The organism is Microcoleus sp. Pol11C2, from assembly GCF_036701505.1.
GTDB lineage: Bacteria > Cyanobacteriota > Cyanobacteriia > Cyanobacteriales > Microcoleaceae > Microcoleus.
On the sequence record NZ_JAUBQX010000001.1, the window covers coordinates 1 to 26,854 of the forward strand.

General features: G+C 48.0%; 23 protein-coding genes. 13 read left to right on the forward strand and 10 right to left on the reverse strand.

Annotated elements, in window-relative coordinates:
• The 7 genes from QUA42_RS00005 to QUA42_RS00035 all read left to right on the forward strand — a co-directional run.
• A partial coding sequence (locus tag QUA42_RS00005) for a protein kinase domain-containing protein (RefSeq protein ID WP_333133986.1) occupies nt 1-1,032 on the forward strand: 1,032 nt, incomplete at its 5' end.
• A gap of 143 nt (nt 1,033-1,175) precedes the next feature.
• Nucleotides 1,176-2,681 (forward strand): serine/threonine-protein kinase, encoded by a 1,506-nt coding sequence (locus QUA42_RS00010; protein WP_333133988.1) that lies wholly within the window; start codon nt 1,176-1,178, stop codon nt 2,679-2,681.
• A complete protein-coding gene (locus QUA42_RS00015) occupies nt 2,678-2,890 on the forward strand; it encodes a hypothetical protein (protein ID WP_333133990.1) in 213 nt (70 codons plus the stop codon). The genes QUA42_RS00010 and QUA42_RS00015 overlap by 4 nt, the downstream gene beginning before the upstream one ends.
• A 38-nt stretch (nt 2,891-2,928) precedes the next feature.
• Entirely contained in the window at nt 2,929-3,441 is a 513-nt protein-coding gene (locus QUA42_RS00020) for an inorganic diphosphatase (RefSeq protein ID WP_006634582.1), read from the forward strand.
• Nucleotides 3,442-3,966: 525 nt separating this feature from the next.
• Nucleotides 3,967-4,875 carry an MBL fold metallo-hydrolase gene (locus tag QUA42_RS00025; protein WP_333133992.1) on the forward strand — a complete coding sequence of 303 codons (909 nt, stop codon included), beginning with the start codon at nt 3,967-3,969 and terminating at the stop codon, nt 4,873-4,875.
• A gap of 20 nt (nt 4,876-4,895) precedes the next feature.
• Nucleotides 4,896-5,462, forward strand: a complete 567-nt coding sequence (locus tag QUA42_RS00030) for a diheme cytochrome C (protein WP_333133994.1) — start codon at nt 4,896-4,898, stop codon at nt 5,460-5,462.
• A 555-nt stretch (nt 5,463-6,017) separates the two neighbouring features.
• On the forward strand, nt 6,018-6,575 hold the full coding sequence (locus tag QUA42_RS00035; protein WP_445301268.1) for an HPP family protein: 558 nt from the start codon (nt 6,018-6,020) through the stop codon (nt 6,573-6,575).
• A gap of 144 nt (nt 6,576-6,719) precedes the next feature.
• Here QUA42_RS00035 and QUA42_RS00040 read toward each other — a convergent pair whose 3' ends face one another.
• The 3 genes from QUA42_RS00040 to QUA42_RS00050 form a co-directional block, all read right to left on the reverse strand.
• Nucleotides 6,720-7,856: a phosphodiester glycosidase family protein gene (locus tag QUA42_RS00040; protein ID WP_333133998.1), complete on the reverse strand. Its 1,137-nt coding sequence runs from the start codon at nt 7,854-7,856 to the stop codon at nt 6,720-6,722.
• A 136-nt stretch (nt 7,857-7,992) separates the two neighbouring features.
• Complete coding sequence (gene ppc, locus QUA42_RS00045) at nt 7,993-11,118, reverse strand: phosphoenolpyruvate carboxylase (RefSeq protein WP_333134000.1); 3,126 nt, start codon at nt 11,116-11,118, stop codon at nt 7,993-7,995.
• Between the two features lie 420 nt (nt 11,119-11,538).
• On the reverse strand, nt 11,539-11,763 hold the full coding sequence (locus tag QUA42_RS00050) for a hypothetical protein (protein WP_333134002.1): 225 nt from the start codon (nt 11,761-11,763) through the stop codon (nt 11,539-11,541).
• A gap of 635 nt (nt 11,764-12,398) precedes the next feature.
• On the opposite strand from QUA42_RS00050, the gene QUA42_RS00055 reads away from it, so the two are divergent.
• On the forward strand, nt 12,399-15,917 hold the full coding sequence (locus QUA42_RS00055; protein ID WP_333134004.1) for a hypothetical protein: 3,519 nt from the start codon (nt 12,399-12,401) through the stop codon (nt 15,915-15,917).
• A gap of 106 nt (nt 15,918-16,023) precedes the next feature.
• Nucleotides 16,024-18,897, forward strand: coding sequence for a zinc-dependent metalloprotease (locus QUA42_RS00060; protein WP_445301269.1), 2,874 nt, complete (start codon nt 16,024-16,026; stop codon nt 18,895-18,897).
• Nucleotides 18,898-19,004: 107 nt separating this feature from the next.
• Here QUA42_RS00060 and QUA42_RS00065 read toward each other — a convergent pair whose 3' ends face one another.
• The 4 genes from QUA42_RS00065 to QUA42_RS00080 all read right to left on the reverse strand — a co-directional run bounded on the left by QUA42_RS00065 (nt 19,005) and on the right by QUA42_RS00080 (nt 21,473).
• Nucleotides 19,005-19,349, reverse strand: coding sequence for an HNH endonuclease (locus QUA42_RS00065; RefSeq protein ID WP_445301273.1), 345 nt, complete (start codon nt 19,347-19,349; stop codon nt 19,005-19,007).
• A gap of 81 nt (nt 19,350-19,430) precedes the next feature.
• Nucleotides 19,431-19,844: a hypothetical protein gene (locus QUA42_RS00070; RefSeq protein ID WP_333134010.1), complete on the reverse strand. Its 414-nt coding sequence runs from the start codon at nt 19,842-19,844 to the stop codon at nt 19,431-19,433.
• Between the two features lie 459 nt (nt 19,845-20,303).
• The gene (locus QUA42_RS00075) at nt 20,304-21,050 is read right to left on the reverse strand and encodes a uracil-DNA glycosylase family protein (RefSeq protein WP_333134012.1); all 747 of its coding nucleotides are present in this window, start codon (nt 21,048-21,050) and stop codon (nt 20,304-20,306) included.
• A gap of 186 nt (nt 21,051-21,236) precedes the next feature.
• The gene (locus QUA42_RS00080) at nt 21,237-21,473 is read right to left on the reverse strand and encodes a DUF433 domain-containing protein (RefSeq protein ID WP_333134014.1); all 237 of its coding nucleotides are present in this window, start codon (nt 21,471-21,473) and stop codon (nt 21,237-21,239) included.
• Between the two features lie 126 nt (nt 21,474-21,599).
• Here QUA42_RS00080 and QUA42_RS00085 point away from each other — a divergent pair, with 126 nt between their 5' ends.
• Complete coding sequence (locus QUA42_RS00085) at nt 21,600-21,911, forward strand: DUF433 domain-containing protein (protein ID WP_333134016.1); 312 nt, start codon at nt 21,600-21,602, stop codon at nt 21,909-21,911.
• Between the two features lie 126 nt (nt 21,912-22,037).
• Here QUA42_RS00085 and QUA42_RS27620 read toward each other — a convergent pair whose 3' ends face one another.
• Complete coding sequence (locus QUA42_RS27620) at nt 22,038-22,232, reverse strand: GNAT family N-acetyltransferase (protein ID WP_445301274.1); 195 nt, start codon at nt 22,230-22,232, stop codon at nt 22,038-22,040.
• Between the two features lie 46 nt (nt 22,233-22,278).
• On the opposite strand from QUA42_RS27620, the gene QUA42_RS00090 reads away from it, so the two are divergent.
• Together QUA42_RS00090 and QUA42_RS00095 are read left to right on the forward strand one after the other, a co-directional pair.
• Entirely contained in the window at nt 22,279-23,049 is a 771-nt protein-coding gene (locus QUA42_RS00090; RefSeq protein WP_333134018.1) for a CPBP family intramembrane glutamic endopeptidase, read from the forward strand.
• A 6-nt stretch (nt 23,050-23,055) separates the two neighbouring features.
• Entirely contained in the window at nt 23,056-23,595 is a 540-nt protein-coding gene (locus QUA42_RS00095) for a DUF1349 domain-containing protein (protein WP_333134020.1), read from the forward strand.
• A 173-nt stretch (nt 23,596-23,768) separates the two neighbouring features.
• Here QUA42_RS00095 and QUA42_RS00100 read toward each other — a convergent pair whose 3' ends face one another.
• Nucleotides 23,769-24,047, reverse strand: coding sequence for a Photosystem I reaction center subunit PsaK (locus tag QUA42_RS00100; RefSeq protein ID WP_333134022.1), 279 nt, complete (start codon nt 24,045-24,047; stop codon nt 23,769-23,771).
• Nucleotides 24,048-24,345: 298 nt separating this feature from the next.
• A complete protein-coding gene (locus tag QUA42_RS00105) occupies nt 24,346-24,558 on the reverse strand; it encodes a chlorophyll a/b-binding protein (RefSeq protein ID WP_333041855.1) in 213 nt (70 codons plus the stop codon).
• 579 nt (nt 24,559-25,137) lie between these two features.
• On the opposite strand from QUA42_RS00105, the gene hflX reads away from it, so the two are divergent.
• Nucleotides 25,138-26,733 carry a GTPase HflX gene (gene hflX / locus QUA42_RS00110; RefSeq protein ID WP_445301270.1) on the forward strand — a complete coding sequence of 532 codons (1,596 nt, stop codon included), beginning with the start codon at nt 25,138-25,140 and terminating at the stop codon, nt 26,731-26,733.
• Nucleotides 26,734-26,854 lie beyond the last annotated feature (121 nt).

The following is a 26,854-nucleotide window of genomic DNA, read 5'->3' on the forward strand; positions in this document are numbered from 1 at the left end:
GCTGCCTATCTTTTTTTACCACAAGTTGGCTCAATCCTTACTAACTATGGGTTTGGGGCGGGTCGTCACCCCCCCAGACAATTAGCAGCAGCATTATTAGACATTCTCGCCTACCTGCACCAGCGACAGCCCCCGGTGATTCACCGCGACATTAAACCCAGCAATATTTTACTCAAAAATCGATCGGGCAACAGCGTCGGCGAAGTCTACCTAGTGGATTTCGGTGCAGTTCAAACCCTAGCAACCCAACAAGGAAAAACAGTCACCGTTGTCGGAACTTACGGCTATATGCCGCCAGAACAATTTGGCGGGAGGGCGGTTCCCGCTTCCGACTTGTACGGCTTGGGAGCAACATTAATCGCCTTAATTACCAAGCAGCATCCTGCCGACTTGCCGCAGAAAGATTTGCAGATCGAATTCGAGCAAATCACCAAATTAAGTCCTGGTTTTACCAATTGGCTCAAGTGGATGACGCATCCGAGTTTAGAATGCCGTCCCGCCTCAGTTCAAATAGCAAAAGAAGTTCTAGAAAAACCGCAGCAAATAAATAAACAGCAAATAAATAAATATTCTCTGCCATTGAGCCAGGTAAAAACCCTGAACACCTTTAGCTTGTTCAAGAATGTGATCTGGCGCAGCACTTGGACAGGACTTCTATCTGTAGGATCTTGTGCAGCAATTTACGGCACCTTTCTTTTTCCGGTAGTGGCGACAATTTTCGGAGGATTTATCGGTCTTTTTCTCGGCTTGCTGCTGGGGTTGGGGAACGGAATAATCGTAGGAATTGTGACTCGCTTGTGGTTTTTTCCCCTAACTAATCCCAAACTTCACCGACAGGTTTTAACTGCAGTTAGTATCGTACTCTGTACCTCGACAAGCATCGTCTATTTTCGGACAATGGATTGGAATAAGCTAAACGATTGGAGTGTGGAGATTATTTTCGTGCTTGCACCGTCGCTAATTGCAGGACTGTCAATGGGGGCAAGTAGCAAATCTATTGCCCGGTGGTATCAAAAAGAAAGTGGACTGTAATCTAAAATTTACAGTTATGGACGCACTCCGACTCGTAGAAACCGGGTTTTTACGAAAAGACGCATTACAAGCGCCAGAATCGGTAAAAAACTCGGTTTCTGAACCCCGACGTTCCCCTCAAATTCAAATTAACGTAAAAAAATATGACCGCCAAAATATTAGCAGAACGCTACGAAGTGCAGCGACAACTAGGAAAACAAACTGGTCGCCAAACGCTGCTGGCTAGCGACTCACAAACTCAAGAATTAGTTGTCATCAAACAGCTATTCCTCGGCAGCGATTTTGAATGGCAAGACCTTAAGCTATTTGAACGGGAAGCGGAAACTTTAAAAGCACTTTCTCACTCAGCAATTCCGCGCTACCTCGACTACCTGGAAATTGACGAACCCCACAGTAAAAGCTTTGCCCTGGTACAGACTTATGTAGAGGGAAAAACTTTGCAAGAGCATTTGCGATCGGGGCGTACTTTTAGCGAAAGCGAGGTGAAAGAATTAGCTAAATCGCTGTTAGCAATTTTGAATTATTTGCATCAGCAAGATCCGCCTGTTATTCACCGTGACATTAAACCCAGTAATATTTTACTGCACAGCAGATCGGGTAACTCGGTCGGACAAGTTTATTTAGTTGATTTCGGTTCGGTACAAAACCAAGCTGTAAAATTTGGCGGCACAATTACAGTAGTAGGAACTTACGGATATATGGCACCGGAACAATTTGGCGGGCGCTCGGTTCCGTCTTCTGACCTCTACGGTTTAGGTGCAACTTTAATTTATTTGGTAACAGGTTTGCATCCCACTGAACTGTCGCAACAGGATTTGAAAATTCAATTTGCAGATCGGGTACCACAGCTCAATCCTAATTTAATAGATTGGCTGGAATGGATGACTGAACCGAGTTTGTCGAAACGGTTATCTTCGGCTGGGAAAGCATTAGTATCGCTCCAAAATCCCCGCCTTATCAAAAAAAGTCCTATGGTGGTGCTGCAGCCACAAGGCAGCGATATTAAACTTACCAAAAATTCGGAGTTTATAGAAATTGTAATTCCGCCACAAGGCATCGGTTTTGGTTTAATTGCCACGCTTTCGGCTCTGGTATCAGCGAGTTTTGTCTCATTGATAGCAAGGGATTTGTTGAGTGATACTTTCAAAATAGATCGGGAAATTTTTATAAAAATATCAGGAATTTTGTTATGTATGGTAGGAGTAAAGTTTATATTTGCACTATTTCGGGAAAGGCGCTTCAGAATCGATCGGCAGCAAATCTCCCATACAAGCAATCTGCTGGGGTTGAGATGGAATCATTCCAAGCCAGCTCCAAGGAAGGAGATTTACCAGTTGGAAATTCAACAACGTGAATATAGAAACAGCGGTATTGGTGTAAAAGTTATAAAAGTTATGATTTTGGCTTTTTCAATCCCTAGAGAGTTATATCAAACGGCATCATTACTTATGCAGGAGGGCCACTCGGAAGTGAAATTAGGGAAAGTCTATCAGATGATAGTTCAAGCCGGCAAGCACAAATATCAGTTAGGAGTGAAGCAAGAACTAAGTGAATCAGAAATCGAGTGGTTAGCAACAGAACTAAGCCAGTGGTTGAGATTGAAAATTCAAAGAACTTTGACAGACGGTCAAAAGAAGAGATCGATGTGAAAATATCTCCCTCGCCCAAACCAAGCATTCCCCTCTCAAGCTGTGGGATGGGCGTCCCGCCCGTCCCCTCTCTCTTGTGTGGGATGGGCGTCTCGCCCGAAAGCGTGTATTCTCCCAGCCGGCGACACACTCCCTCGCTTTGTGTCAATCTCATGCAACCGTCGGCCCCGATCGCCCGTAAAATGCTATCAAAGGGATTTGGCAAGTAGCACTCATCCCAATCATCTGTTAACTTGGAGATATTGTTGTGGACTTATCGCTAATTCCGGCACAGCCGAAACCAGGACTGCTCAACGTCCTCATCGAAATTACCGCCGGTAGCAAAAACAAGTACGAATTTGATAAAGACTTACAAGCCTTTGCTCTCGATCGGGTGCTTTCTTCCTCAGTCCAATATCCGTGCGACTACGGCTTCATACCCAATACCTTAGCCGATGATGGCGACCCCCTCGACGGCATGGTAATGATGGATGAGCCCACATTTCCAGGGTGCATAATCGCAGCCCGTCCCATCGGAATGCTGGAAATGATCGACGGAGGCGACAGGGACGAAAAACTCCTGTGCGTTCCCGACAAAGACCCCCGCTATGCTCACTATAAGTCCCTCAAAGACGTAGCCCCCCACCGCTTGGACGAAATAGCCGAATTTTTTAGAACCTACAAAAATTTGGAGAAAAAAGTCACGGAAATTCTGGGTTGGCAAGATGTCGATCAAGTCATGCCCTTAGTGGAAAAGTGCATCGCAGCCGATCGCAAATAAGCCCCTAACCCCCACTCCTCGACTGCACCCCCACTAAAAACTCAGGAGGCCCAACTTAAGGCGATCGGTGCAGGTCTAAGGATGCAGTCGAGGAACGGGTGGTGGGTAGAATGTCAAATCAGTCGTGAATGTCGAGTCACCGGAACGGCATTCCTCAAAACCCCGCCCCGGCCCCAATCTTGAAAAAAATACTACTCCTAGAGTTAAGATGAAGCGCAAATTCTCCCCCTGGGGAAGGTGTTCTACGTTTGAGGAAATTTTACCCGAACACTCTGGTTCGGCGCTATCTTAATCTCAGAACACCGAACACGCCGGGCAGCCCACAGGATGCAAAAAATAATCTCTCAAGGGTTACATCTCCTACACCAACAGGTACGGTTTAGGATTCTAACAGCCCAAGTGTTGGGCAGTCGGATGGTTTCCCGATAAAGCGCTTGATTATAGTACAGATTGCTAAAAACTAAAAACTAAAATCTAAAATCTAAGATTTCAACTCCCAAATTCCTGCCCCCAAAGCTAAAAAAAATGCCTGATTCCCCACCCTCTCTACCCAATCCACAGCCTTCCGATCACAAAGCCACAATGGAAAATAGTCCTTTGACCGAGTTTGTCGTTCAGTTTTGGGGCGTGCGGGGCAGCATAGCCACCCCTGGCACCAAAACACTTCGCTACGGAGGTAACACCTCCTGTGTAGAAATGCGCTTGGGCAAAAAACGCCTGATCTTTGACGGCGGTACGGGCCTGCGAGTTCTCGGCCTCAACCTGCTGCGGCAAATGCCGGTTGAAGCCCATATGTTTTTTAGTCATACTCACTGGGATCACATTCAAGGGTTTCCGTTTTTTACTCCCGCCTTTATCCCTGGGAACTGCTTTCACATTTACGGTGCGATCGCCCCCAACGGCACTACCATCAAACACCGTCTTGCCGACCAAATGCTGCACCCCAATTTTCCCGTCCCCATCCAAGTGATGCAGTCAGACCTCAAATTCAACGATTTGACGCCTGGGGATATTCTCGAACTCGACGATGTGAAAATAGAAACCGCACTGCTCAACCATCCTAATACGGCGATCGGATATCGAGTCACCTGGGAGGGACACACGGCCGTCTACTGCACCGATACAGAACATTTTCCCGATCGCCTGGACGACAACGTGTTACACCTAGCTCGCAACGCCGACGTGCTGATTTACGACGCCAACTATACCAACGAAGAGTATTACAACTTCAAAACCCCGAAAGTCGGCTGGGGACACTCGACTTGGCAAGCAGGAGTAGAAGTAGCGAAAGCTGCTGGAGTCAAAAAAATCGTGATGTTTCACCACGATCCGGGCCACGACGACAATTTTCTCGATCGAGTCGAAGCAGAGGTGCAGGAAGTTTTCGCCAATAGCTGCTTAGCCCGCGAAGGCATGAGCATACCAGTGATTTAACCAAAAATAAATTCAGAATTATGAAACAGGAAAAACCCCGCAAACGTCGCAGAGTAGGCTTGCGGGGGCTTTACTCAACCTTGCTAGTGTTGATAATTATCTGCTGTACCTGTGGCGGATGGGTTGCAGCTCAGACTGCCTACTCTCGCACTTCCGCGCGACTTGCTCAGGTGTCTTCGATCGAGGATATTGGAACTGTCGATCGCATTCCCGAACGCTATCAACTCGGACAGCAACTGTACCTAGAAAACTGCGGCACCTGTCACATCGCTTTACCGCCGCAAGTATTACCTACAGAAACTTGGCGCCGCTTGCTGCAAGATCCCCAACACTACGGACAAACTATCAAACTGCTAGTAGACCCGCCCCGCCTGCTAGTCTGGAACTACCTGCAAACTTTTTCCCGTCCCCAAGCAAAAGACGAAGAACTTGCCTACCGAGTCGCCAGTTCTCGCTATTTCAAAGCACTGCACCCCAAAGTAAAACTGCCACAACCCGCAAATATCAGCAGTTGCGTTACTTGTCACCCTGGCGTGTCTCAATACAATTTCCGCAAGCTTACCGCCGAGTGGGAAAACTCTCCATAACGAAAATTAAGTTCGTAATTATATCCGAGTGCGAGCGAGAAGATCGCACTAACCAGAAAAGGGCGATGGCATTCTGAACTAGAGACTTATCCAAAGTCTGGGTGCGATCTTTCAATTTATGCTGACTGGGCATCGCACCTTACAAATAACCTCTGGCTTTACCAGAAAGAATTGGTTTAAACCCGGAACCATAAGCGGGAGAAATTAAAAGAAGACTATTCATTACACCAATCCTCTTCCTTCCAGGTAGAGGTCGCTATCTTGCTGTCAACTGTCAACTGTCAACTGTCAACTGTCAACTGTCAACTGTCAACTGAAGCTCATCAATAACTCTGACGGCTAACGGTGAAGTTGTGCGACTGCCGATAACGTCTGTTGCAAAACCCACCAAACTTGCGAGTGGGTTCCCAGCGAGTGGTTAGCTGCTGCTTGAGTGGCATACAAGTAAAAAATCTGTGCCTTTAGCTACTTTTTGAGCAATTGTTATGATATCTTAACTTTACCGGAGGCTAGTTCAGACAATTTAAGAAGCCTGGTTATCAAGTAACCTAATTTATGATTGACAGTAAAAAAATTCGACTGAAATGGGAAAGTTATTGGTTTAAAACCTTTGGGAGATGGCGCTCGTGTGCATTGACCTGCCCAGTAGACAGACCTCATCCTCGGCATATTTTTTGGAGTTGGATTGGCAGTTTTTTGGCAATTACTGCAACGTCCTATCTTGCTGTAAAAACTAATTCTCCTTTACTAATGGCTCCGTTTGGTGCTACAAGCGTTCTGATCTTTGGTGTCCCTGACAGCCCTTTGGCTCAACCCCGGAATGTCATTGGGGGCAATTTCTTAGCTGCTCTCACCAGTTTAATGATTCTGCATTTTCTCGGTTCTTCTCCCTGGGCGATGGGAATGGCTGTTTCTACTGCGATCGGAATTATGCAGATTACGCGAACTCTACATCCGCCTTCGGGAGCAGTTGCCTTAGTCGTCATGATGACCAAACCAGACTGGAAATTTTTGCTAACACCTGCTTTTGAGGGCTCAATAATTTTGGTCTTGTGCGCCGTCATCTTTAATAATTTAGCCGCAGAAAGGACGTATCCCCAGCACTGGTTATAGCATTATCTCTAATTCTCTCATCCTTCCCTCGGGAGCACTACCCAAAATCGGGGTGTTCCCTCGATTCTGACTTCCATCGGACTTCTTTCTTCCATCCGTTACATCCCGATCGCGTGCTTGGTTTCCGAACTTCCTTCTGCTAGATCAATCAAAAAAAACGGACGGATCGGGGGAAGGTCGAGAGCCCTTTTGAAAGCGTTCCCAGGACTCCTTTAACTGAGCCGGGGCTGGATATTCGCGATCGTAAACTACCAGGACATTCGTCAAATTCCGTCCCGGCGGCAATAAAATCTCCCCTTGATGAGCCAAACCCACCGAAGCGCCCCCGTCCAAATTCATCGCTTCAAAACAGCCGATCCTCTGCATAACCTTAGCTTCTGCTTCCAAAGACAAACTATCAAGAAAAGTCACCAAAAATAACTTATCTCTCGAAGCCGGAAAGCCGATCGCCGTTCTCGAACCCACGCCCAAAACATGAGAATCTTTAAAACCTTCCGATAAAGGAGACAGCCAAACTTTCCCCCCTTTAACCAATCTCGGCCCGCAAGTCAGAGAAAACCAATGTTGACTCCAATCCGGCTTACCTTCAGTTCTAGCCGTCACCATTTCCAATTGATTTCCCGCTTTAATCCCCAAAGTCGTGCCGTAATTTTCCCATCGGCTGTATTTCAGAAACTTACCCGCCGCCACCATATTTCCCAGCACAGATTTCTGCTCATCTTTACCAAAAAAAGTCCCGTTAGCAAGAACAGCAGCCCGGTAACGCGCCACCATATTTTCAAAAGGTTCATCGCCCCGCGTGACTTTAGAAGTATTTGCAAAATCTGCATTATTAGCTAACCCAATTGTGATATAAATTTCTGGGTCTGCGAGGTCAATAGTTGTGAGATAAAAACTTGCGCCATCTACATTTTGACTGCTGACCTGTACAGGTTTTGCTTGCTTAGCAGAACGTTTGATAAATTGAGGTTGAGACGGCTGTGCAGCAGGAGAACTTTCTGGCGATTTTACAATGGGATTACTCGGCAGAGGTTGATTGGTTTTTGCCGATTTTACAACCGGATTGTTAGGGAGAGGTTGAGCAGTTTGATTGGATTGTATACTTGATAAAAAAGCGAGTGACTTTTGCCACAGTTGACCCATTAGACTCAAGAAACTATCTCGGTTTTGGGCGCTCGCAAAATAGTCAGCCGCAACCCGCGCCAAAGCTATGCCCGTTAAAAATAAAAAAGTGCGCCGCAGCATCGGGCGACAACCTTCAGACTGTTTGCGTTTAGACATAAAAAAATCTCAGCTAGGATAGCGAACACTTTCCTCTGGCTGTGACTACAATAGGCGATCGCCTGAATTCTGAAACTACCAGTAGCAAGGTGCGCCTACCGCACCTTACCACTAATTCAAAACTCCAACTATTTCCCTAGCCGGTATTCCGCATCCCCGCAGCAATACCATTAATCGTCAGCAGAGCTCCCCGCAACAATTCACCCTTGCTGTAACGCGAGTGAATCACCCCCGGAACCCCGCCACTACCGTGCTGCCGCAAACGTTTCAGCAGCGAAACCTGCAACAAACCCAAAGGCACAATCGTCGCATTTCGCAACTGCACCGATCGCTGCAGCGACGGATCTTCGTCTAACAAACGTTGATGTCCGGTAATAGTTAAAACCAAACCCCGAATCAAGTGAAATTCGGCAGCAATTTGCTCGAATAAAGTCTGAAAACGCTCCTTGTCAGCCGGCAAAGCTAACTCCTGCACGTAGTGTTCTGCAATCTGCAAATCTACCTTAGATAAAGTCATTTCCACCTTAGAAATTACCATTCTAAAAAATGGCCATTTCAAGTAGAAATACTGCAAAAGTTTCATGTGTTCTTCCGGTTCCTCCAGCAAAAACTCTTGCAAAGCTGTGCCGACACCGTACCAAGAAGGCAGCAAAAAGCGGCTTTGAGTCCAGCTAAACACCCACGGAATGGCTCGCAAACCGCTGATGTCTTTTTTGCCACCGCGCCGGGCCGGGCGAGAACTAATTTGCAACTGGCTGATTTCTTGAATCGGGGTAACTTGGTGGAAGAAATCGACTAAATCCGCTTGTTCGTAGATTAAATGGCGGTAGTGCGATCGCGATCTCGCCGATAACTCCTCCATGATCTCATTCCAAGGGTCAATGCCATCAAAACCAGTGTGCAGCAAACTAGCTTGAATTACCGCGGCCGCCACAGTTTCCAAATTGTAAAGCGCCAACTCCGGCAAAGAATATTTAGAAGCCAAAACCTCGCCTTGTTCGGTAATCTTAATTCGCCCGCTAATACTCTTTCCAGGCTGAGCCAAAATTGCCTTGTAAGCAGGCCCGCCGCCGCGCCCTACAGAACCGCCTCTGCCGTGAAAAATCCGCAACTCTACATTGTATTTTTCCGCAACCATTTGCAAAGCCTTTTGAGCTTTGTGGATTTCCCAATTGCTGCTAAGGAAACCCGAATCTTTATTGCTGTCCGAATAGCCCAGCATCACCTCTTGCAATTTGAGAGTTTCGATTGGACATTGGATATTTTCTTCGCTTTTTTCAGCGATTTCCTGCGCGTAGCCTCCTGTTAGCAAAGCTCGATAAAGCGGCAAATCAAATAACTGCTGCATTACTTCCGGCGCTTTTTTCAAATCTTCCACAGTTTCAAACAGGGGAACTACTTGAATGCTGCTAATTCCTGTCGCCGGATCGTAAAGTCCTGCTTCTTTTGCTAACAGCAAAACCGCCAGCAAATCGCTGACATCGTGGCTCATGCTAATGACGTAAGTTTCGCAAATTTCCTGGCCAAACTCCTGCTGCATTTGCCGCAATATTCGGAAGGTATTGATCGTCTCGCAAGTTTTGGGAGAAAAGGGCAATTCTGCTGGAATTAAAGGGCGGCGAGTTTGCAGTTCCGTTGCCAGCCAAATAATTCGATCGCCTTCCGACATTTGATTGTAAGGCTTGGGCAAAATTTGCAAGTATTCAGCAATTTCGCTCAAAGCGTCGGAGTGTACTGTTGACTCTTGGCGGATATCTAGGTAAGCCAAATTAAATCCGTAAATTTCTACTTGGCAGAGCAGATTTTCCAAGTCCCGACAGCTCAAACCTGTTTCCACTAAATTGTGCTCGATGAGCTGCAACTCGGCTAAAAACTCAGTACCCGATCGATAAAGCCCCGACATTCCCGGAGGTTCTGACAAAGCTTCGCGTTCCCGCTGCAACTCGTCTCCTTTGTAGAGCCGCCAATTGCGATCGCGCGTATTTTCCAGTCGCTGCTGCACGTAGGCCAGCTTCAACCGATAAGGTTCTTGCCGATAGCGGATTGCCCACTGCTCGTAAACCTCCGGAAATTCCGATCGGTCGCGATCGAGAGATTCCAGCAATTCCGGCAGCACGTCGCTCCAGTGCAGCGACAAACTCAAAAGTTCGTTCAGCCGCTTCACCGCGGCGATGTACTTTTCTAGCACCAAGTGGCGCTGATAGCAAGCAGTTTGCCAAGTAACTTTCGGAGTCACAGAAGGGTTGCCGTCCCTGTCCGATCCCACCCAAGAACCGAACTTGCAAAAATTGTAACTTGGCGGTTTCAAATAAGGATAAGAAGCGTGCAGAGCTTGCTTTAAGCGCTGGTAGAGTTCGGGAATAGCATCAAACAGCACTTCCTCAAAGTAGTGCAGAGTGTACTCCACCTCGTCAAGCACAGTCGGCTTGAACTGGTGCAGTTCGTCAGTGCGCCACCAGAGGCGAATTTCTTCCATCAGTTGCTCTTGGAGAGCCGCCGCTGCCCAACAAGACACCGGGTAGGGGCTTTGAGGGTCGGCTCCGAGCACCTGAAATTTCTCGTCAACTTGGTCTAGCTGTTGGAGAATCTTCGCCATTCGCCGCTGCTTGGTGCGGATCGTGTGGCGGACAATTTCCGTCGGGTGAGCGGTAAATACCAAGCGGATGTCCAACTGATCGATCAAGCGCTGAATTTGCTGGCTCGGCACGTTCAAGCGCAGCAGCATCGGGAACAGTTGGTGAAAAGTGCCGGCATCTCGGGCGATCGTCTCGCTGCTGTCTGCATTGCTCAAAGCTGTTTGGGTGGGGCTTGGGCCTTCCCTGTGCCGGGGGCGATCGGGGGCATCCGTTGCTTGTCCTGGCAGCTTAGAAAACATCCGCCCACCAGCATCGTTGCTGCTAGAGTAAGCTAGCTGTTGGTCTCGCTGTTCGTAGTGCTGTTCGACAATGTTGATCAACTGAAAATACAGTGCAAAAGCCCGAGCGGCGCGGATGGCGGCGTTGAGGTCGAGCTTTTCGATTAGCTGTACGACATTCGACTCGCGAAAGTGAGTGGCTTGTCCCTCAGCGGAATTGACCGATCGCATCTGTTGGAGCAAATCCACCAATTCCTGCCCGCACTCCTGTCGCAGCACCGATTCCCACAAGTCCTCTACTACTTTGAGGCGATTGCGCAGAAACAGGTCTGATTTTGAGTAAGCGGGAGAATGGGAAATAGATGTTGCATCAATAGCCTGTTCTGAAGACTGGAGGACTGAACTCATCGGGCTGTTCCTCAATAGCTGCGGGTGTCAAGAAAATTGTATGGTTTAGTTTCGCCTAAAACACTTTTGTTTGCAGTCAAATTTGAGACAACTTATTGCAACGTAGAAAGTAGAAGGCACTTATGTACAAAGTATAAGGAAAGATTAATTCTTAGGCCACAGATTGTACCTATTGTCAAGCTTTCATATCAGTTGACTTGCGATTTTAGATTTTAGACGCTCAGCCTGAGAGGTCCGGCGAGCGGTCAGTTGAGTCGCGCTCAGTCGAACAATTTTAGATTTACTCCAAAGAGGAATCTGGGAAGTTGAACTAGGGTGGAAAATTTTTATCTCTCCACGACAGGAGTCGGGGGCTGGTATCCGTTTTTAGGCGGGGTCAAAAAATTAAACTTCTAGCAGCAGCATCCCTCCTTGGGCTTTCTAGTCGTGTGATTGAGGAAAGTTGAGCACGGGGAGGCGCGAGCCCCGAAAAACTTCTTCGCTTTCAACGCCGATCGACGCAACAAACTCAGCAGCAGCTTTAGCCACCACCAACCCGCCTAGCATGGGTAAGGCGACCAAGCTCAATAAAATGTCTGAGGGAACTGGCAACTTTGGACTGTTAGGTGTTTGAGTTTTGAGCAAGTCTTGGTTTTCCGACGGCATAAATTTCTCCTGTGTCAATCCGTAATCCTCAGTTTACAAGGCAAATAATCATCTTGACCGCTGCTTTCTGACTAATGACTTCTAAGCTCAAATCGGGTGACATCGGAATGATATCCTGCAAGCGATCGTCCCCGCGCAGCCAAGTCTATAAATATCTTCTCGCGAGATATTAAGCTCGCACTCGGAAAAAACACTTTGTATAAAATCGGGATACTCCCCGAATGCTATCGCTCGTGCGACTCTCTCCGCGTAGCCCAAGGAAACCACAGCACTACAGTCGAAAAATAATAGACATTTCCAGAAAAGCCAGTCTTGAACAGGCAGGATGCCTGTTCCACAAGAATTATGAGAGAGGTCTAATTATTATTCGGATGCAAACGGAAACGATATGACTAATGACGAATAACTTGTTGCTTGGCTTAATTTGGGCCTATCTGTGCCAAAATGTCGAGGTATTATCAAAAAAATATTCCCCAATGGCTCAAAGCCGAGGGGATACAAGGCAAGACACTAAGTCCAGCATGGCTTAAACCAGACAAAACGGTTAGGCTCGGCAAATCAAATAATTGTCTGTAAAATCTGTAACTGTGCTATTTCTAGAAAACAAAACCAGCTTTGGCAAAATTTAGAGTTTCATGTTGAATGCGAACGGGAGCATATTGGCAGACAATCGATCGAGCGCGTCGCAGTGGGCGCAAGAAGCTTTAGGGCTTCCCGAAGTTCAAGTACAAGCGCGCTTGCGGGGAAATCACCTGCACATTTTGTGCGAAGCAGCGCAGTGCCCGTCTCAAGAATTGGTGACGGCGAGATTTACCAACGCGCTCGAACACACTGATTTAACGCGACTGCTGCCCGATCGAGCTAAAATTTACCAGTTGTTTCTGTGCGGCCGCAAAATCGGTTCCCGACAAAATGACTGGACAGTCCGGCTCGATTGCAGCAGTCCCAAGCGACAGCAACAGCCACAGCAACCGGAACCAAAAGTTGCCGAAGTGCCGCCGCCAGCGAGTTCCCCCGAGGAAGCGCCAACAAGCTCTAAAAGAGGCGGATTTTTCGGCAAATTTAAGAATGACAACCAGAAACTCAAACAGACACCAAAACCGATAGAAACAGCAGCCCACCCGCCGCAAGTACGGGAAGAACTGGATTTTGACGCCGAAAGTCTGCCCATCGCCTCCCGCATTCAATACCCAGAAGCTTTTGAAACTTCCCCCGTGACGATCGACACTTCGGCTGCTGCGACGCGGGAAGCTTTTAGTTCCGCCGTTCCCCCGCAGCAGAAAGCGAACCGTGGCGCGGTGGCTTTGATTCAATCCCCCGAAGCCGACTCAGGCGAGGGCGATCGCGATGGAACATTGACGGTTTCGCCGGAAACGTTGGCGCGCCGCGGGTATCCAGATGCGATCGCCAGCTATCTCAGCGAAATCCTCGGGCCAATGGGAGTTTCGGTGAAAGTCAGCATTCGCGAAAAAGAACTCAAAACCAGCCGGGAAACCCTGCCGGTGAATTCACCGGAAAATATCAAACCCAAGGAACGCCGACTGCTAGTGCTGTGCGAGTCAGCTTACAGCCCAGACCCCTCATTGCTGGCCGAACCCATCGCCGGCAGGCTACGGAAACTGCAACTAGAGGATTTCCGCGAAGCCGTGATCGCCAGCCAAGTCAGCGGCGAAGCGAAGCCTGACTGGCTGTTGCGGGTGGATTTGACTTCGCCGGACAAAATTCTCAAGGAATGGGCCAGGTGGGGAGACGTACAGTCGATCGCCAAACTGCTAAATCAACACTTGGCTGCATCAAGAGTCGAAGTGCGGGCTACCCTCAAAGAAGCAACCCTCCACCTTTTTTGCAGCAAAACTGCCAAAAAAGGACAAAAGCCTAAACGCCAAGAATACCCCGACAAGCAGCAAACCACCGACGCGATCGCCCCTTTGTTAGCCTCCTTCGCGCCCCAAGGCATCCGCGCAGCTACTATCTACGGCGTAGAACCAGCCAAGGACTCTCAAGCGGCGCCGGAGTCCCCGGTGTGGATAGACTGGGTAGACTTGCCTGCCGCCCATCACCCCGACTTGGCGGCAAACGCTAGAACGCTGGCGATCGAGGGCGACCAATTGGCTTTGACTTTTTTATTGAACAGGTTGCTCAACCCCAATCTCAGACGCAAGCTGGAAACAGGAGGGATTCGGGCTGTCGTGCTGCAAAAAGCCAACGTGCTGCACGTCATGACAGAAGCTCTGACTTGCCCTTCTCAGTCGAAGGTAGGCCCACCGGTGGCGAAATTTTTGCGGCACTTACAAATTCCGGGAGTGGCAGGGGTGCGAGTCTACGGACGGCGCGCCGGTCAGAAACTGCCCCTGTGGCGCTACGCAATCGACCTCAGAACGGCTGTTGACGAGGAATCAGCAGCGGCACCCGCATCGGCTCCCTCCCAAGTGGCTGTGTTGGAAAAGGAACCGGTGCCGGACTTTGCGCCGGTGGAGGATGGGAGTTTTTCGGGTTTGGGCGACAATTTGGTGTTCGATGCTCCAATGCCCAACTCCTGGCGGCCCCGCTTCAAAATCAGACTCCCCGGATACAATCTGGGCGAGCAATTAGTTCAAGCTGCGGTGCAACCCCTTGTCGCTTCGGGTTTGTTTGTTCCCAACGATGGTTTATCAACGAATACTGCTGCGCCGGGGGGCGTGAGAGCCGATCGCGCGGCGGGTATGGCTTTGATTTGGGCGATCGCTGGCTGTCTGCTGACTTTCAATACCGATTGGCTGCTCGGTCTATTTCTGCAATCTGCGACGGTCAGTCAAGCTCCTAGCAGCTCCGAAGTTTGCAGCGGCCCAAATTGTCAAAATTCAGCTCCCAAGGCTTTGGGCGACGTTACAGCCCGACTTCCGAACGAAACCGCTAACCCCGTTCCCCCTTCTGGGGAGGTGAATTTGCCTCAAATTCCCTTGCAGCCGTCGCCGGAAGCGAACCAGCAAGAGGTTTTTAATGGCTCTGGGTTTACGAAACCGGGAAATACTAGCGTTCCTGTAGCTGATGTTTCTGCTCCTCCGGTGTTCCCAACTTTGAGGAGCGAGCAGCTTGACGATCAGATAGCGCGCTATCAAGAGTACATCCACCTGCACAAAAAACCGCCGGATATTTTAATTGTCGGTAGTTCCAGGGCGCTGCGGGGAATCGACCCGGCGGTTTTGGAAACCGCTTTGGCAGCTTCGGGCTACCCGGGGCTGAGGGCTTATAATTTTGGGGTAAATGGAGCTACTCTCCAGGTTGTAGATTCGATCATCCGTCGGATTTTGCCACCACAACAACTGCCGAAATTGCTGGTGTTGGCGGACGGGGCGCGGGCTCTCAACAGCGGGCGGCCGGATTTGACTTTTAGTGCGATCGCTTCTTCGGAAGGTTACAGGCAATTGAGCCGGGGTAGTTTTCTGATCCGCACCAATCAATTAGAATCCGAAACATCGAACGAAAGCGCCAACAATCCGGTGGCGACTGCGACTGAATTGGTAAACAATTTGGGACAAGCTCAAGCTAATGTTCAGCAATTGGTGAGTCAAAAGTTGGTGGAGGGTTCTGCAACTTACAAAAAGCGCGATCAACTTAAAGGGTTTTTACGCTCGCTCGCCAATCCATCAGCCCCTGCTGCAACCGAGATCGCCCAAACGCCAGCCCTGGGTGAACAAACAACGGAAAATGCCCAGCCAACTGCTGCGAGTAAACCCGTCAGCGAGTTTCAACCAAATGGCTTTTTGCCGATCGATATACGCTTCAATCCCGAGACTTACTTTCAGAAGCACCCGAAAGTATCTGGTTATTATGACTCCGACTATCAAAATTTTAAATTGGTAGGCGAACAAGCTCTAGCACTCAAAAATTTGATCGAATTTACCAAGGTTCGCAACATCAATTTTGTGTTTGTGAATATGCCTCTGACGGAAGATTATTTAGACCCGGTGCGGACTGGTTACGAACAAGAATTCCGGCAATATATGCAAGAATTAGCAGCCCAAAGCGGACTAATTTTCCTAGATAAGAGTTTATTGTGGCCCCAGGCGCGGGAATCTTTTTCCGACCCCAGCCACCTCAACCGTTACGGGGCTGTTGCCGTTTCTAAGCGGTTGGCTCAAGATCCCATGATTCCCTGGCCCGCGAAACAGTAGTTTTGACTTTTGAGTTTTGAGTTATTTTAGAAGTTAAAGGAACCTAGCGTGCCGAGTGGGCCGCTGCTCTTTCAAAACTATTCTTTCCGGCGGCTAAATACTGAAAATGAAAAGATTGATATTTCCTGAAAATAGCAAAAATACACAGATAAAAAATCATAGAAAAAATCTGCCTGTGATATTTTTTATATTATCTTTAGCATTTTTCTGTTTCAGTTTGTATAAAGGTTTCTTTTTACCTTTAGCTTTATCATCGGGGCCGCCCAGTAACGAACAAAGTAGCGAACAGCCAACTCTGGCACCCTTTGAAGAGGTTGTCAAAGACGCGCAAAAGTTAGAGGGATTATTTACTCTTTACCGCAATCAAGCAACTGATAAAGTATATCTGGAAATTACACCGCAACAATTCAACAAAAAGTTCCTGTGCTTTGTGACATTGGCATCGGGTTTGGGGGAAGCGGGCATTTTGAGCGGAATGCCGATCGGCGATTTCTTGTTTCAACTGCGGCGCGTCCAAAATAACGTGCAGTTTGTGATACCAAATATAAATTTTCGCACAAGTCAGGGCGACCCGCAAGCAGGTTCGGTAGCACGGGGATTTAGTGAGTCGATTCTCTATTCTTTGCCTCTCAAAAGCATTCATCCGCAAAGACAAACTCTGCTAATCGATTTAGGAGATTTGCTGATGAGCGAAAAACGCGATTTACCTGGGGTAAAAGCGATTTTGCCGATGCTTTTGGGCGCTTCTTACTCGATAGATGCAGACAAGTCTTCTTTTAAAGATGTTAAAGCGTTTCCGCTGAATGTGGAAATTGCTTCTGTCTATGGTTTTTCTAGCGATAATGACAGTGAGCTTAACTATTTACCTTCGGTTCCTGACAGTCGGGCTTTTAACCTCCGCATTCACTACAGTTTCTCGGAAGTGCCGCTAAATAACGGCTATCGGCCCAGACTTGCGGACGAGCGAGTGGGCTATTTTCTTACAGCATATAAGGACTTTTCTGACAAGAGCAGCCGGGAGCCTTTTGTGCGCTATATCAATCGCTGGCACTTGCAAAAGCAAATCCCGACAGCCCCGATTTCGCCTCCGGTGCAGCCGATCGTCTTTTGGATTGAAAATAATGTGCCTACCGAATACCGAAACGCAATTCGTGAGGGCGTTTTGGAGTGGAATAAAGCTTTTGAAAAGGCAGGTTTTACTGAGGCAATTCAGGTCAAACAAATGCCGGAAAATGCTAAATGGGACCCGGCTGACGTTCGCTACAATACTATCCGCTGGTCGAGTTCTTTTGAGCCTCAGTTTGCCGGCATCGGGCCGTCTCGTACTAACCCACTGACGGGGGAAATTTTGGATGCTGACATTCTGTTGGATGCTAATGTTGTTCGGGAAATCAAACAGGGTTATCGGTCTTTGGTGGAACAAAATAGATCGCTATCTAAGAGTTTTCAAGGGCGAAACGGTTCTAATACTAATCCCTGTCAGTTCGGGATGTATTCTCGCTATTTAAAGGTTCTAGAAAATGGGGATTTAGGAAAAAGCAGCGGGGAAAATACTCAAGGTGGAATAGCTGATGATTTGCCGACTTTGGTAGAAAGATACCAAGAGCAAAAGCGCTCGCCTTTATCGCGGTTGATTTCGAGTTCGGATATGTGTTTTGGGTTGGAATCGAGCCGCCAGTTTGCGATGGGGGCAATGTCGATGGATCTGTTGGAAAATGCAGCGCCTAGCAGTGGGACAATTGACAATTATGTGAATGAATATATCAGATATTTGACGGCGCACGAAGTCGGTCACACTCTTGGTTTGAGGCACAATTTTCACGGGAGTACGATGCTGCAACCGGAGGATTTGAACAATACTCAAGTAACTCGCACGCAAGGTTTGGTAGCGTCGGTGATGGATTATGTGCCGATTAATTTGGCACCGCAGGGAACTGTGCAGGGCGACTATTTTCCAACGATTGTAGGGGCTTATGACGATTGGGCGATCGAGTACGGTTACAAGGTGATTGGCGGCCCAAACCCGAACAGCGACTTACCAGCGCTGCAACAAATTGCCAGCCGCGGGGCCCAAGCGCAATTAGCTTACGCGCCGGATGAGGATTCTGTTGATATTCTCGATCCCGCGGCAAACACCTTTGATCTCAGCGCCAATATGCTGAGGTACTCGCAATGGCAATTGGATAATGCGAGGGCGATGTGGAAGCGTTTAGAAAAGCGAATTCCGGTTGGGGAAAACGGTTATAACGAACTGCGGGTGATGTTTGATTCGGTGTTCGGGTATTATGTCAACCAGGTGATGAATGCTACTTTGTATGTAGGGGGACAGTCGTTTAATCGGATTCGCCCTGGAGATACTAATGCGAAGTTGCCGTTTGTGCCGATCGAACTTTCTCAGCAGCGAGAAGCTTTAGCAACATTAGAAAAGTACATTTTTGCGCCGGATGCGTTTAGTTTTGCGCCGGAGTTGCTCAACAAATTGGCGCCTTCGCGCTGGGAACACTGGGGGAGTCCGGCTTTGGTGTTTCCTCTAGATTACCCGATCGGCGATCGAATTACTTTTTTGCAGCGGTTTGTGTTGCGAGTTTTGCTATCTCCGCCACGCTTGGCGAGGCTGCGGGATGCGGAGTTAAAATCCGCACCGGAAACTGCTTTGAGGCTGCCGGAAGTGTTGGATACTGTGCAAAAGGATATCTGGCAAGAGGTTTTGCAGCCGGAAAAGAAGATGCAAATTTCAACTTTTCGGCGTTCTTTGCAGCGGGAACATTTGGCGATTTTGATCGGAATGGTGCTGCGCAAAACCAGTGTTCCAGAGGATGCGCGGAGTTTGGCTTGGTATGAGTTGCGGCAGTTGCGGGAGGGTTTGAGCAAGAGTATTCGGAATTTGGATCGGAATGCGGATGCTTATACGCGGGCTCATTTGGAGGAAACGCGCGATCGAATTTCTAAGGTTTTGAATTCGCAGATTCAGTCGAATTAATTTGGGGGTTCAGAAACCGGGTTTTTGAGGAAGATATTTCGTTGCCGCCCGCAGATTTGGTAAAAAACCCGGTTTCTTAGAATCTGAGTCAACTTAAAATAATTAAGTTACGAATCATTGTGAGGTGGATGTAGAGCAATAGAATGCAGGACTCCTCGAAGATTGACTACTCCTTCTCGGTTGAGTTGCAGCCGATCGATGGTAGCGCGTCCAGTTGGTGTTAAGCCCAACATTTGAGTCGAATCGCTGCTCCAAGTAAAGTGTTCGCTCCAGTTATCCCGTCGAGGATGATAAAGTGGGACGGAGCCACCTGTAACGGGGTCGATCGCCTCACTATGACTGTATTTGAAATTTTTGCACCCTTGACAAGCGATCGCCAGATTATCCAAATCACTGGTGCCACCTTTGGAGCGAGGGATAATGGGTTCAATGGAGAAGGGTCTGGAGAGAATTTAGCTTGACAGAGACAATACTCGCAGCAACCATTGGCGCGTTGTTTAATGAATTGTCGTTGCTGCTGTGTGAGGCGGGATTCAGGCATAATCAACGATCTCGGGATGAGGATTGATGCCGAGGGTTTGCATGAGCTCCGTCAGAGGTTGGTTGCGGAAGGTTGCGAGTTGAATTAAGGCTTGAATGCGGGCAACATTGAGTTGTTCAAGGCGATCGCTCATTTGGATCAGTTGCTTGTGTTCTTCCGGAGTCAGGGTTTCGGCATGACGCTTGGCGATGAGGGCATGGTATTCTTCCCAGGTTTGTGCACTAAAGCCGATGTTAATTTGTTGCAGCAAGTCGGCTTCAGTAGGTTGGGTGGTTGGAAGTCTAGGCTGGAGGCGTTCTTGCAGGGTGTTGAGGATGTAGCGATCGGGTTCAACGCCCTGTCGAGATGCTTCAGTGCGGATCTGGTGTTCGAGTTCGGGAGAGAGGTTGAGGGTGATGGTGGTCATGGTTATCTTGGCAGCAACATCTATTCATCATTTTAGCGATCGGGCTTTCACCTTATCTCCAACTTCATCGCCTGGGACTTCTCGATTTTACTGCCCGCCTCCTGGTTTGCAATCTACGAAACCTAATGCTTCTGTGTCGAGAAAACTGGCGATCGCCATTTCGATCGGATCTTCAATTTTCGCAGCACGCGCAATTAGAGCAGCTTTAATTCGTTATGGCAAACGTCCCAAAATAACTTCGGCATCAGGAGAAAGTTGTTCTTGAAGTTTAGCTTGCATGACATTCACCTTTGGGTTGGAATTTGATAGATACATTCAAGCCACTACCCAACTCAGATTTAGCGGTCTAACGTTGCCAATCACCCGCCGCAAATTACCTCAGACTGCCACCGACAGGATCTCGACGGTCGGGTGCATTGGCGTTGTTCGAGTGCGCGCATCTCTTGCCGTATTTTGATGCTACCGCAAAAAAGCGCGTAACTTTTCAAGTTCATCACCCTGTAAACACTTAGCAAAAGAACGGTGGGTCCGAGCATTTGGATGGGGGAGAAAAGCAAAAAATCTTTCACGATTCCCTATCTCAACGAACTCGGATATTGAATTTGCTGTAGAGATATTGAATTGGCTTTGAATCACTTGCTTTGCGCGTGCCCCCAGTACCACTATCACTTTTGCTCTTGCTAGTTCTAAAACTCTCAACAAGTAGGCTTCCACACATTGCTCCTGTGCTTCTTCTACACCAGTTTCGGCACGAGACTTACAATGCACTATCTCGGTAAGCGCATAATCAATGCCTGGACTAACGTTCCGTTGAAGTAGCTCAATCGCACGTTGTCTAACCGCTGCCCAAAATTGAGTAGAGCGACTATATTTCCCGTCTTTTAGCAAGGATTTTGTACCATCAACGATCCAGTGCTTACGTCCTCCTCCAAAACGGTAATTGAAATAATCGTGTACTTCGCTACATGACCAATCCCAAGTTGGGTAATCTTCATCAGAGCCAATTGATGGATTTGAACTCAGGAAGAGGATGGGTGCTTGCTCTATCTGTCCACTCCAAGGTTCAGGCACTTGAAATTTTTCTAACCCAATTGCATTTTGAGAGTCAACAATTGTACGACATGGATTTTCAACAGAAAGATCTTCTTGACACTCTCGTGCATGGGGACAATGAACAATTTCACTTAGCAGAGTTTTTTCAGACATTCCCAAAATATATCAACTGATTACGAGTTTACGAAAATCTAGCAGTCGAACTTATAATTGTATCGCAGTTGCGGTACAATACCCAATAGAAGAGAAAAATACCGCAGATCGCTGATGTATTTCACCAAAGGTAGCCAGTAATCCACACATCAATTGCTGGCGATCGATGAAAATTCAACCACATTGTCATGCGGCTAAAACAGGACGATCGAGCTTGCGGACTGCATACAGAAGCGTAGCTTTAATATAGTCAATTTCCAAGTCTGGAAATTCTTCGATAAACTTAAAAATTTGCTCACCCGCAGCCAGGAACTCTAGGATATCGATGACTCGAATCCGCATTCCCCGGATGCAGGGACGACCGCCACATTGTCTTGGGTTCACTGTGATTCTGTCAAACAGATAAGCAACGGATGCTGGCATTGCTTAAAATTGTTTAAAATCTTTGTCTTTAGCTTACTTCATTTATCGCCCGAAACTCACGCCGCGATCTAATTCTGCGATCGCTCTGCTGTAATAGAGATCAGTCCATTCAAACTTCGAGAGTTTATGACCGCAGCAGTATCTATTGACATTGGTACGCTCATTACACGCACTCCCGGACTGCCTGGTGGATGTCCTCACATCGTCGGTAAAGGCGTTACCGTTCGCCGGATTGTAACCTGGTACAAGCAAGGATTGAATGCTGAAGAGATTTGCGATCGCATCCGACATCTCACCCTCGCCGAAGTTTACGCCGCACTCACCTACTATCATGCCAACACCCAAGAACTTGAAACTTATTTGCTTCATCAAGCAGCACAAGCCAAGCGTCTTGAAGCTTTGCACAGCAACTTTGGTAAATCTGAAATGCTAAGATAATAAATAATACGCCGCCCAGAGAAAAATCTTCTAGATAAGGACTATCCTCAAACTGGGAAAGAGAAACTGATTTTTACCGGATAAATTTAGGGGGTGTAGGAGGAATCGCGGCAATGAAGTAAAGTTTTATAACAAAATTCCACACTTGTGTTTCTTGAGTAAACCGTAAAGTTCGAGCTCTTGAAACTGCCCTCGGTGAAAAACACGCTGTTTGTGGCTACCTTCCTGCATCATTCCCAGCTTTTGTAGCACCTTAGCCGAGGCTATATTCCGCCTGAGACAAGTTGCATAAATGCGATCGAGCTTTAATGTTTCAAATATTCAAGACTGATTTAGTGTAATTGATTCGTTTTTTTTCTCAAAAATTATGTCTGCTAACACTGCAAAAAATCATTACTTCCGATTGGCATTGTTCTGGGCGTTTCTGGGTAGTTTGGGAAGCTTGGCGGTGTTCCCTTATGCGCTGTCTCTGAATCCGGCACTAAGTCAATTGCCTACACCACTACCTGTTTTGGCGATCGCCTCCGCCCTGCAAACCGGAATTTTTCTAATTCTCTTTTGTTGGATTGGGCTCCGCCTCGGTAAGTCGATCGGACTCGATACCCCCCTCATTCGTGCGCTGGTATATCGACAGCCTTTCGGGCCAATATCTAAATCTGCCCTTAACACGGCGCTAATTGTAGGCTGCGTAGGTGGAATCGTCCTGATTGGATTGAGTTTAGCTTTTCAAGCTTGGATGCCGCCCACGGTAACTCCAACAACCCTCGAAATTGACCTCTGGAAACGCCTCTTAGCTTCTTTCTACGGAGGCATCACCGAAGAACTCTTGCTGCGACTGTTCGGTATGACATTGATGGCGTGGCTACTTTGGAAGATTTTTGAGCGAGACAAACCGCAACCCTCTACATTGATTTTTTGGCTGGCAATTGTGGCGGCGGCGATTCTGTTTGGTGTGGGTCATTTGCCGGCCGCTGCCAATCTCTGGGGACTAACCCCGATCGTCATTTTCCGAACGATTTTGCTCAATGCCCTCTTAGGGATTCCCTTTGGTTTTCTTTACTGGCGTTGGGGATTAGAATACGCTATGTTATCTCATTTTGTGGCAGATTTGGTACTGCATGGAATTGGAGGAAGTTAGCAGGATATGCAAACAATGCAATGGTACAACGAACCTTTACAATGGCATGAGGATAACGATGTTATCCATATTACCGCCGGCGCAAAGACTGACTTTTGGCGGCAAACTCATTACGGATTCATTCGCGATAACGGCAACTTTTACTACCGTCAAGTTTCAGGCGACTTTACAGCCGAAGTCAAAATTACTGGTTGCTATCAATCGCTCTACGATCAAGCAGGATTGATGATTCGAGAGAGCGAAAATATCTGGCTCAAGTGCGGCATTGAGTTTGTTGAGGGAGTGCAAAACGTGAGTGCGGTTGTGACACGAAACTATTCCGATTGGTCTGTTATTCCACTTGAAGTGCCACCAGTTTCCATGTGGCTGCGGGTAAAGCGCCGAGCTGAAACGGTGGAAGTGCAATACTCTTTGGATGGGTTAGACTATTCAATGATGCGACTGGCATATCTAACTGAGTCACCAATCGTTCAAGTTGGGTTAATGTGTGCGGCTCCCCAAGGTGAAGGCTTTGCAGTCGAATTTGAAGGGTTTAAGCATATATAAGCTGATCTAATGTGGATGGTAAAAAAAAACGATTTCTGCGCCCCTCCATACATAAAAATAAAATTAGGGGTGAGTGCTTTTCACTTACCCCGGCCATTCACTTTTTGGGCGCTTTTGAACCTACTTAATACAAATTGTAGCACTAAATCGGCACAAAAACGATGCTATTTATCCTAAAAATACCTGTCGATGTGGAGGGTCAAAATCGCCAATACTCCCAGCAAATGACCTGCGCTCATGCAAGCCAGAAATGCCGGTACGCTTACATTGTTGAACAAAGAGGGGAAGGGTAAAGGCATTTTCGGCCCGACGTGGGGATACCAAATTCGGCGGCTGAGAACTAGCAATGCTAAGATATTGCAAACAAACATCACTATTGGTTTTTGCCAATTTCCTGATGCTGTGTCAGCTAGAGTCGATTCTACTACTGCCAGTAAATTTGAGTTAATCATCGTTGATGCTCCTATTTTTCATAAATTATCAGAAATGCTCGATGAGATTTCTTGCCAAAAATACAGCAGGGGCGATCGCCTTTACGCAATAAATATCTGTTGCTATTAATATTCACCGCGCCAGCGACAGCGCCCCCACCCCTAATCATCGAATTACAGCAAGAAGTCTTTTAATGCCATTCAAAAGTAACGAAAGATACAAAGGGACAAAACCATACTCGCTGCCATTTGTAACTTTTAGCCTGTCTGGCAGTGGTGGCATTTACTCACGCTGCCAGACAGGAAATACCGCTACTCATTACTGAGCAATGTAGGTAGGCAGAAAGTGAAGTATGTCACGGAGAACGCTATATCCAGCGGCATCCCAAAGCAAATAAGCTAAGAAACCGATCATCGCTAAGCGACCGTTCCAAAGTTCTGCTTGCGGGTTGAAGCCAAACAAAAAGGCATTCCGATCTTTGCCGTTGTAAGCATTAGCTGTAGGAGGCAAGTTAGTAGGACGAGTTTCCATGTTTTTACATTCCTTAACAATGTTTCGCTTCTCATGGTAGCGGCCTAATTTCTGCTTTGCTATCTGCCTGTAGGCTCAAGATAAACACAAGTCTAAAGGAGGATTTTGAAACCGAAAATAAAGTGTTAAGTTTTGTTGAGGGAGATTTTTTAAGCGATCGCCTGTATCTGTAGATACTAAATACAACTGCACGTTGATATGCCCGCTGTGAAAGGCTCCATCGCCCCGTAGCGACAGACAAGGGCGCTGGTGACTCGACAATACTGAATCCGCGAGATCCTAGACGCAAGAAAATTTAGTAAATTTCAACTCAAAAGCCGAACACATAGCGCGCGAGTTAATTAAAATAGGAGATAAACAGAGCGATCGGGAGAAACAGTTATCGAAACCATCTACGGCAATCTTCAAGGTTTAAAGTCCAGCCAGCTCAAGCAACTCGAAAAGCTTTACCACCAGCGACTACCGGGCGATCGCATCACCACTGCAGAATTCGCCCAGCGCGTCGCGGCCATCAGCACGGAAATAGACAAACCAATCTGCACCTACATCAATCGTCGCGGACAAGTAATTCGCGTCGGGGTGGGTTCACCCCGGCAAACGCAGATTGCGCCCCTAGAATTGCCCCGCTACGGGGGAGGTCGCCTCAGCGGCATTCGCTGTATCGCCACCCACCTAAAGCCAGAAACCCCAAGCGAAGCAGCCCTCACAGCAATGGCAATTCAGCGCCTGGATGCCCTGGTTTGGCTGACACTGAGCGGCGGAGGATTTCAGCGTCGCGGTGGCGGTGCGACTGGTTACATCCAAGAAACTTATCTCGCTCACCTGATACCCCAGGGAGATCAGCCAAATTTTGAGTTCTCTGTTTTGAGCGCTCAGTTAGAACCAGATGCAACTGATGAAATAGAAGAGCCTTCAATTCCAAAGTCACTAATTCAAACTCCACACTTTCCCTGGAAAATATCAGAACCGCTGAATTTGGACGAGCTCGCCGACCAAGACTTTCTGGATCTGGTGGAAGGACTCGAAGCAGAGTTTCAAGCAGAGTTTGTCGCTAAGCAGGTCGATGCAGACCAAGACAAAGTGCTGTTGGTAGGTGTAATGACTCAGCACATGACTCAGTTGGAGTTTGAGGACGGACTCGCAGAAATCACGCGGCTGGTTGAAAGCGCTGGGGGTCAGGTGCTACAAACAGTGCGCCAAAAACGATCGCGCCCTCATCCGCAAACAGTGGTCGGCGAAGGCAAAGTTCAGGAAATTTCACTCACGGCTCAGACGATTAGCGCTAACCTCGTGGTATTCGATCGCGACCTGGCCCCCGCACAAATACGGAACTTGGAAACTCAGATAGGTATCCGCGTAGTCGATCGAACAGAAGTAATTCTCGACATCTTTGCCCAAAGAGCTCGAACGAGCGAGGGTAAATTGCAAGTCGAACTCGCTCAGCTAGAGTACGCGCTGCCCAGGCTCACAGGTCGCGGTCAGGCAATGTCGAGACAGGGTGGCGGCATCGGTACCAGAGGCCCTGGGGAAACCAAGCTAGAAACCGAACGGCGGACGATCGCCAAACGCATTTCTCGATTGCAGCAAGAAGTAAATCAACTACTGGCGCACCGCTTCCGGCTGCGGCAGAACCGCCATCATCACGATGTACCCTCAGTGGCGATCGTTGGCTACACCAACGCCGGTAAATCGACTCTGCTCAACCTGCTCACGAATTCCGAGGTCTATGCAGCCGACCAGTTATTTGCCACCCTCGACCCCACAACTCGACGGTTGACCATTCCCGGCACTGTCACCAGGGAACCCCTGTCGCTCGTCCTCACAGATACAGTGGGCTTTATTCGTGAACTGCCTCCCGCCTTGATCGACGCTTTTCGGGCTACCCTCGAAGAAGTCACTGACGCCGATGCTTTGCTGCATCTCGTCGATCTCTCCCATCCCGCGTGGCAGAGCCAAATTCGATCGGTCATGAATATTTTGACAGATATGCCCGTAACTCCCGGCCCAGCCCTTGTAGTCTTTAACAAAATTGATGCCGTAGATGGAGAGAGTCTCGCCCTCGCCCGAGAAGAATTTCCTCAAGCAGTATTTATTTCGGCCGCCAAAGGTCTTGGGATGGAAACTCTCCGCGACCGACTAGCTCAGCTCATTCAATACGCCCTCTACCCTCGGTAAATACTTAAATATTTCTTTTGAGTAGTTGACATGGGGGAATATACGTACATATACTGAGGACAGATATAGTCGAACTATGAGAGGATAAAAGAGTAGTCAGATTGTGCATTGCAAAGTACAA

Bases quoted from the DNA above. Each gene is read 5' to 3' on its own strand.
- QUA42_RS00035 (WP_445301268.1), top strand. From the start codon at position 6,018: ATGATTGACAGTAAAAAAATTCGACTGAAATGGGAAAGTTATTGGTTT.
- QUA42_RS00025 (WP_333133992.1), top strand. From the start codon at position 3,967: ATGCCTGATTCCCCACCCTCTCTACCCAATCCACAGCCTTCCGATCAC.
- QUA42_RS00010 (WP_333133988.1), top strand. From the start codon at position 1,176: ATGACCGCCAAAATATTAGCAGAACGCTACGAAGTGCAGCGACAACTA.
- QUA42_RS00090 (WP_333134018.1), top strand. From the start codon at position 22,279: ATGTCTGCTAACACTGCAAAAAATCATTACTTCCGATTGGCATTGTTC.
- ppc (WP_333134000.1), bottom strand. From the start codon at position 11,118: ATGAGTTCAGTCCTCCAGTCTTCAGAACAGGCTATTGATGCAACATCT.
- QUA42_RS00095 (WP_333134020.1), top strand. From the start codon at position 23,056: ATGCAAACAATGCAATGGTACAACGAACCTTTACAATGGCATGAGGAT.
- QUA42_RS00060 (WP_445301269.1), top strand. From the start codon at position 16,024: ATGAAAAGATTGATATTTCCTGAAAATAGCAAAAATACACAGATAAAA.
- QUA42_RS00030 (WP_333133994.1), top strand. From the start codon at position 4,896: ATGAAACAGGAAAAACCCCGCAAACGTCGCAGAGTAGGCTTGCGGGGG.
- QUA42_RS00050 (WP_333134002.1), bottom strand. From the start codon at position 11,763: ATGCCGTCGGAAAACCAAGACTTGCTCAAAACTCAAACACCTAACAGT.
- QUA42_RS00070 (WP_333134010.1), bottom strand. From the start codon at position 19,844: ATGACCACCATCACCCTCAACCTCTCTCCCGAACTCGAACACCAGATC.
- QUA42_RS00105 (WP_333041855.1), bottom strand. From the start codon at position 24,558: ATGGAAACTCGTCCTACTAACTTGCCTCCTACAGCTAATGCTTACAAC.
- QUA42_RS00100 (WP_333134022.1), bottom strand. From the start codon at position 24,047: ATGATTAACTCAAATTTACTGGCAGTAGTAGAATCGACTCTAGCTGAC.
- QUA42_RS00040 (WP_333133998.1), bottom strand. From the start codon at position 7,856: ATGTCTAAACGCAAACAGTCTGAAGGTTGTCGCCCGATGCTGCGGCGC.
- QUA42_RS00080 (WP_333134014.1), bottom strand. From the start codon at position 21,473: ATGCCAGCATCCGTTGCTTATCTGTTTGACAGAATCACAGTGAACCCA.
- QUA42_RS00085 (WP_333134016.1), top strand. From the start codon at position 21,600: ATGACCGCAGCAGTATCTATTGACATTGGTACGCTCATTACACGCACT.
- QUA42_RS00075 (WP_333134012.1), bottom strand. From the start codon at position 21,050: ATGTCTGAAAAAACTCTGCTAAGTGAAATTGTTCATTGTCCCCATGCA.
- QUA42_RS00055 (WP_333134004.1), top strand. From the start codon at position 12,399: ATGTTGAATGCGAACGGGAGCATATTGGCAGACAATCGATCGAGCGCG.